The sequence below is a fragment of the Bacillus sp. LL01 genome, from assembly GCF_001037965.1.
In genome coordinates this window covers 1-5828 of record NZ_LFEL01000101.1, presented here as the reverse complement: position 1 = coordinate 5828, position 5828 = coordinate 1, and the positions used below count along the sequence as shown (strand labels likewise).

7 protein-coding genes are annotated in these 5828 nt (G+C 37.9%); 5 read left to right on the top strand and 2 right to left on the bottom strand.

Annotated features, from left to right (window positions below; translation table 11 throughout):
• The 3 genes from AB685_RS30615 to AB685_RS25355 form a co-directional block, all read left to right on the top strand.
• Positions 1 to 134, top strand: a 134-nt coding sequence (locus tag AB685_RS30615; RefSeq protein WP_128755945.1) for a Na-translocating system protein MpsC family protein, incomplete at its 5' end; no start/stop codon positions are given.
• Between the two features lie 120 nt (positions 135 to 254).
• Positions 255 to 1262, top strand: a complete 1008-nt coding sequence (locus AB685_RS25360; protein ID WP_047973369.1) for a sodium-dependent bicarbonate transport family permease — start codon at positions 255 to 257, stop codon at positions 1260 to 1262.
• Between the two features lie 16 nt (positions 1263 to 1278).
• Positions 1279 to 1767 carry a hypothetical protein gene (locus tag AB685_RS25355; protein ID WP_047973368.1) on the top strand — a complete coding sequence of 163 codons (489 nt, stop codon included), beginning with the start codon at positions 1279 to 1281 and terminating at the stop codon, positions 1765 to 1767.
• A 258-nt stretch (positions 1768 to 2025) separates the two neighbouring features.
• Here AB685_RS25355 and AB685_RS25350 read toward each other — a convergent pair whose 3' ends face one another.
• On the bottom strand, positions 2026 to 3192 hold the full coding sequence (locus AB685_RS25350; RefSeq protein ID WP_047973367.1) for an MFS transporter: 1167 nt from the start codon (positions 3190 to 3192) through the stop codon (positions 2026 to 2028).
• A gap of 127 nt (positions 3193 to 3319) precedes the next feature.
• On the opposite strand from AB685_RS25350, the gene AB685_RS25345 reads away from it, so the two are divergent.
• Both AB685_RS25345 and AB685_RS25340 read left to right on the top strand, forming a co-directional pair.
• Positions 3320 to 4078 carry a TrmB family transcriptional regulator gene (locus AB685_RS25345; RefSeq protein WP_047973366.1) on the top strand — a complete coding sequence of 253 codons (759 nt, stop codon included), beginning with the start codon at positions 3320 to 3322 and terminating at the stop codon, positions 4076 to 4078.
• Positions 4079 to 4233: 155 nt separating this feature from the next.
• A complete protein-coding gene (locus AB685_RS25340; RefSeq protein ID WP_047973365.1) occupies positions 4234 to 5553 on the top strand; it encodes a Na+/H+ antiporter family protein in 1320 nt (439 codons plus the stop codon).
• 40 nt (positions 5554 to 5593) lie between these two features.
• Here the strand turns inward: AB685_RS25340 and AB685_RS25335 are convergent.
• A partial coding sequence (locus AB685_RS25335) for a biotin transporter BioY (RefSeq protein WP_047973364.1) occupies positions 5594 to 5828 on the bottom strand: 235 nt, incomplete at its 5' end.

Genomic DNA, 5828 nt, shown 5'->3' with positions numbered 1-5828 from the left:
AAATCATTCTGAAAATCACTGGTGAACAAGTGAAGAGCTTTCATACGGATATTAGTACAACTACAGGTGAGAGGGTAATGGTTTTCAAACTTTTTGGTAACTTTGAAAAGAAATTGATGGGAAAAAATTTATAGGAATGGGAGATCTTTAGAAGCCTATCTTGGCAGCTGAAGATAAACCGACAACTTTTAGAATTCTTTAAAATGGATTCTGAAATTGTCGGTTTTTTTATTGGAAGAAAGGAGAAATTTGTAATGTCTGAGATCATTATCGGAAATTTATTATCACCAGCAGTTCTCTTTTTCCTTTTAGGAATAATAGCAGCTATATGTAAATCAGATCTGAAATTCCCAAAAGGGATAAGTGAAGCGTTAAGTATTTATTTATTACTTGCAATTGGGATTAAAGGAGGGATTGAACTTTCGAAGTATTCGATTGAGGAGGTGTTTATGCCTATTATAGGGGTTTTATTCTTAGGATTTAGTATCCCGATTTTTACCCTTTTAATCTTACGCTTTATCAAATTAGATTTAGAAAATTCAATTGGTTTAGCAGCTACTTATGGATCTGTGAGTATTGTTACGTACGGGGCGGCAGTGTCCTTCCTTGACAAAATTGGCACACCTTATGAAGGATTCATGAATSCATTAGTTGCTCTGATGGAAAGTCCTGCCATCCTGCTATCCTTGATATTACTAAAGGTGCTAGAAAAGAACAAGCAGTTGGCAGGTATTTCACCTTCTCAAAGTATGGGAAWAATTTCGTCTTCTCCATGGATAGATAAAGAAKTCATTAAAGAAAGCCTCTTTGGAAAGAGTATCTTATTGTTAATTGGGAGTTTATTAATAGGGCTTGTACTTGGCGAAGGGGCTATCCCAATGGTGAAACCTTTATTTATTGATTTATATGGTAGTGTATTAATTTTATTTTTATTAAATATGGGGTTAATAGCGGGAGAGCGTATCCCTGAAGTGAAGAAGTATGGAGTGAAATTACTCTTATTTGGATTATTATCACCACTATTGTTTGGGTCTTTAGGAGTTTTGGTTGGGACCTATATCGACCTTTCTCTAGGAGGTGCGACCTTAATGGGGGTACTAGCAGGAAGTGCTTCATATATTGCAGCTCCAGCAGCATTAAAAACGTCTGTACCAAATGCAAACCCTTCTATCTATTTAGGTTTGGCATTAGGCGTTACTTTCCCGTTTAACTTAATCGTCGGAATACCCATTTATTTTGAAATGGCTAAATTCATGCAATAAGAGGAGGAACATAAAGATGAAACGTACAGTGGTAGAAAAAAAAGCGTTAGTCATCACTAGTCTACAAGGGGATTTGGATCCAACCATTCTATTAATAACTAAGAGAAAGCCTGAAGAATTAATGATCATCAATACTTTTGGAGGTCTAATTTCTCAACCTTATGGATGTATAATTAGGAGTATAATAATGGCAGCTTATTACGAAAATATAAAAGAAATTTATGTAATAGGTGAGGAAACTAGTCATGAACATGCTGTTAATGCTAAAGATCTTTTAAAGAAAATTAGTGATTCGGGGATTACTGAAAAAACGATCGAAACACTCGATTATATTAAAGTTGTAGAAAAAAATATAGAAACGTGGCTAATTGGACCGCAGGATATTAAAGAGATCATTAAGAAAAATATAGAGCTTATCCAAAAACATCCTCTAATGCCCCAATCAATAAATGTGTTTGGCTTTATAACAAATAGTGAAGCTAAAGAGTTTACATCTATAAAATGAAGCGAGACTGGGACAAAAGTATTTTAACTTATGGAAAATCGAACATTACTGATACGGTCTATATATACCGCTCCTGAAATATACTTCGCTTTCCGCGGGAAGCTGGTGAGCCTCCTCGTGCTACGCACTTTGGGGTCTCAYCTCTGCTTTTCAYCCCGCAGGAGGTCTACGTATATTTCATCCGCTCATTTAGCGCTTCGTTCGTATCCTGRGTTAAACCTCTTAGATATGTCCCAGCCCCGTTTTTTATGGTTTAGCCTATGCTGCAGTCGTCGATACTGACTTATTTTTTCTTCGCATCATTGACATCAGAACAACACCTAACGAAAAGAGAACAAACACGCCTCCAACAGTGGCATTCATTTCGACTGACGATTGCTCAATAACAATTCCGCCGATCATCGAACCAAAGGCAATTCCAAAGTGAAGAGCTGAGTTATTCAGACTTTGCTGAATATCAGATGTCTCAGGAGCTGTTTCAATCAAATAGCTTTGAATGGCTGGGGTAATTGCCCAGCTTAACATGCTCCAAATCACCATCACAATAAGGAATAGTGGAAGGACGGACGTAGTATATGGGATTGTGAAAATGGAAATTGAGAATAAGATAATGACACCGACGATCGTTGGTTTTGTACCGTAGCGGTCAGAGAGCATACCACCGACACCACCTCCAATTATCGCTGCAATTCCAAAGATTAAGTACATGATACTAATCCACGTACCATCCATGCCCATCGTCATTCTTAAGAATGGCGTTAGATAAGCATATAATGTTAAATGTCCAGCTAGAAAAAGAAATGAAGTTAATTGAATAAATAAGATTTTTCGGTTTTTTAATGTTTGCAGTTGTTTCTTAATAGAAATACCAGGCTTAGGTTGGATGCGATCCATTAAGAAGTAAACGCCAATAAAGGACAAGGCAGCTAAAGCTGTAATCATAATAAATGGCGCTCTCCACCCAAAGGCGTTTCCTAACATCAGTCCTGCAGGGACACCTAGGACTAAGGAAGCACTAATCCCCATAAATACAATTCCAATTGCTCGAGCTCGGTATTGCTCTGTAACGATATTCGAAGCAATCGTAACACATAAAGCAATTAATAAAGCTCCACTCATCGCAGAAATAACTCTTGCAATAAGTAACATTATATAACCTGTACTTAACACGGCGAGCAGGTTGGCAAAAAAGAAGACAACTAATGCAATTAACGTGAGCTTCTTTCTTTCCATTTTTGCTGTAGCGGTTAATAAGATCGGCCCAAATATTGCAAACACAAGCGAGAAAATCGAAATAAGCATTCCGACTTGGCCGAGCGTCACGCCTAAGTCAGAAGCAACTAAATCGAGAATCCCACCTAAAATTAATTCTACTAATCCAACAACGAATGAAACAATCGTTAATAAGTATACTCGTTTATCCATGAAAACACCTCTTTATATAGTTACCACTAGAAGGGTAACATTAAAAAAGAAAAGAAACAAGAACAAATTTAATCAAGTATATGAGTGTGCTATGATAAACATAATGATGGTAGAAGGGGAATCAATCATGCTCCAACAATTTGGTTTTACACAATATGAAAGTCAAGTTTACACGTCACTGATTACAGTGAATCAACCTCTAGATGCTACAGCGATTGTGAAGCGTTCAGGTGTACCGCGATCAAAAGTATATGAAGTGCTGAGTCGCTTAAGTGAAAAAGGTATGATTCTTGAAGCCACTGTAGAAAAAAAGCGGCTTTATAACGCATTGCCACTAGAATCCATGATTGAAAAATTAAAAGCGGACTTTGAATCGAATATTGAGGAGTTGCGGAAGATTGAAGTGGAGGAAGTAACGACGGATGATCGAGTCTGGATGCTTAAAGAAAATCAATCGATTCAATCTCTAATCTTAGAATTATCTGAGAAGGCTCAGGAATCGATCTATATATCCGGTTGGGCGGATGATCTGGTACATTACCTATCTACTTTAGAAGAGAAATATGAAGCGGGAGTAGAGGTAACCATTCATGCGATTGGAGAAATACACACTTCGATCCAGGCCGTTTCTACCTTAATTCCAGATCAACAACATAATACATTAGAAAGAAGTAGAATTTTAATTGTTGACCAAAAAGAAATGGTGTTTGCAGGTATTGAAGAAGCAAGCTGGCAAGCCATTCGTACACAGTCGCCACCTTTGGTTAAATTTTTTACTGAATTTTTCTATCATGATGTGGCATTAACGAAGATCACTCAACGGTACAAAGAAACCGTTATGGCAGACCAAGATATTAGAGAAATTTTATTGAAATTACGCTATTAATGATCAGCACTCAGGATATAGACTGAGTGTTTTTTCTTTATCGCTTTATCACATGAAAGAAATGCATTGACAACGATATTAGTAGAATGATAATGTATACGTATGTTTTAGTTCGTTAGTGATTTAATTAGATAAAGGATTAGGGGTTGATTACGATGAATGCAGTGTTATTAGCAGTCATCGTCATGCTTGTTTTAAGTTTAGTGCGTGTGCATGTAGTCCTTGCCTTAACCATTGGAGCTTTAATTGGTGGGTTTGTAGGGGGACTTGGGCTTGAGCAAACGGTGGCGGTGTTTAGTGATGGTTTAGGAGGCAGTGCAACTGTCGCATTAAGTTATGCATTACTTGGTGCATTTGCTGTAGCCATTGCAAGAACAGGTTTGCCAGATGTCATGGTAAACACAGTGATAAAATTTGTAGGTCGTGAGGGAGATACAGAGAAACAGGTCTTATCTAAGGTCCTTATTTTCTTTTCTATTCTGATCATTTCTTGTTTCTCTCAGAATGTAATTCCAATTCATATTGCGTTTATTCCGATTTTAATTCCACCGATTTTGAAGGTACTTAATCGATTAGGCGTTGACCGTCGAGCGATTGCCACCATTATTACATTTGGATTAACGGCACCTTATATCTTCTTACCATTTGGATTCGGTGCTATTTTCCACGGAATTGTTGCCGATAATATGGCTGAAAGTGGTCTTGCTATTGATCTTGGAGATATTCCAGTGGCAATGGCGATTCCTACAGCAGGGCTTGTTCTCGGTTTAATCGTCGCTGTATTTGTTACGTACCGTAAACGTCGTAGCTATGAGGATCGTCCAATTGTTGGAGAAGCGATTGAGCAAACACCTTATACGACATGGTCTATAACAGCTGCTATTCTAGCAGTCCTTGCTACACTAGTTGTACAACGCATTTCTGACTCAATGATTATTGCTGGGTTAGCAGGAATTGTAATCTTACTAGTGAGTGGCGCGCTTAAATGGAAGGAAGCAGATGATGTTGTAACAAACGGTATGAAGATGATGGCTTTCATCGGATTCGTTATGCTTGCTGCTTCAGGATTTGCTGCTGTGATTCGTGAAACAGGTCATGTTGAATTATTAGTCGATCAAGTTTCAGGTATTTTAGGAGRTAGTAAGGGAGTGGCAGCTCTTCTAATGCTTATCGTTGGCTTGTTCATTACGATGGGTATTGGTTCATCTTTCTCCACAGTACCAATCATCGCCACATTATTCGTTCCACTAGGACTAGCAGTTGGCTTTAGTCCGCTCGCTATTATTGCTTTAATTGGAACAGCAGGGGCACTTGGTGATGCCGGTGCGCCAGCTTCTGATAGTACGCTTGGACCAACAGCTGGTTTAAATGCAGATGGTCAACATAATCACATTTGGGATACATGTGTACCAACTTTCTTACATTTTAATATTCCGCTTCTCATATTTGGATGGGTTGCTGCAATGATCTTATAATATTGATAAACCCCTCTCAAATTTGAGAGGGGTTTACTTATTATGAAGCTATTTTTTTCTGAAGAGGATTGGAATTTTTATTAACAGTATGATAAATCCTTGAAGCTAATAGAGCGGCAAAAATAGTGAAAATTATATCTTTAATCAACGGTGTAACCATCCATGCCCAAGCCATGCTGTATGTGATCGCATCAAGATCTGCGATGAATTGATAAGCAAAATACATATAGTTTGTGCCGAATACATAGTTTATTGTAAGGCCAACAAAGCAGGCA

Coding starts and splice junctions, on each gene's coding strand:
- AB685_RS25355 (WP_047973368.1), top strand. CDS start 1,279: ATGAAACGTACAGTGGTAGAAAAAAAAGCGTTAGTCATCACTAGTCTA.
- AB685_RS25350 (WP_047973367.1), bottom strand. CDS start 3,192: ATGGATAAACGAGTATACTTATTAACGATTGTTTCATTCGTTGTTGGA.
- AB685_RS25345 (WP_047973366.1), top strand. CDS start 3,320: ATGCTCCAACAATTTGGTTTTACACAATATGAAAGTCAAGTTTACACG.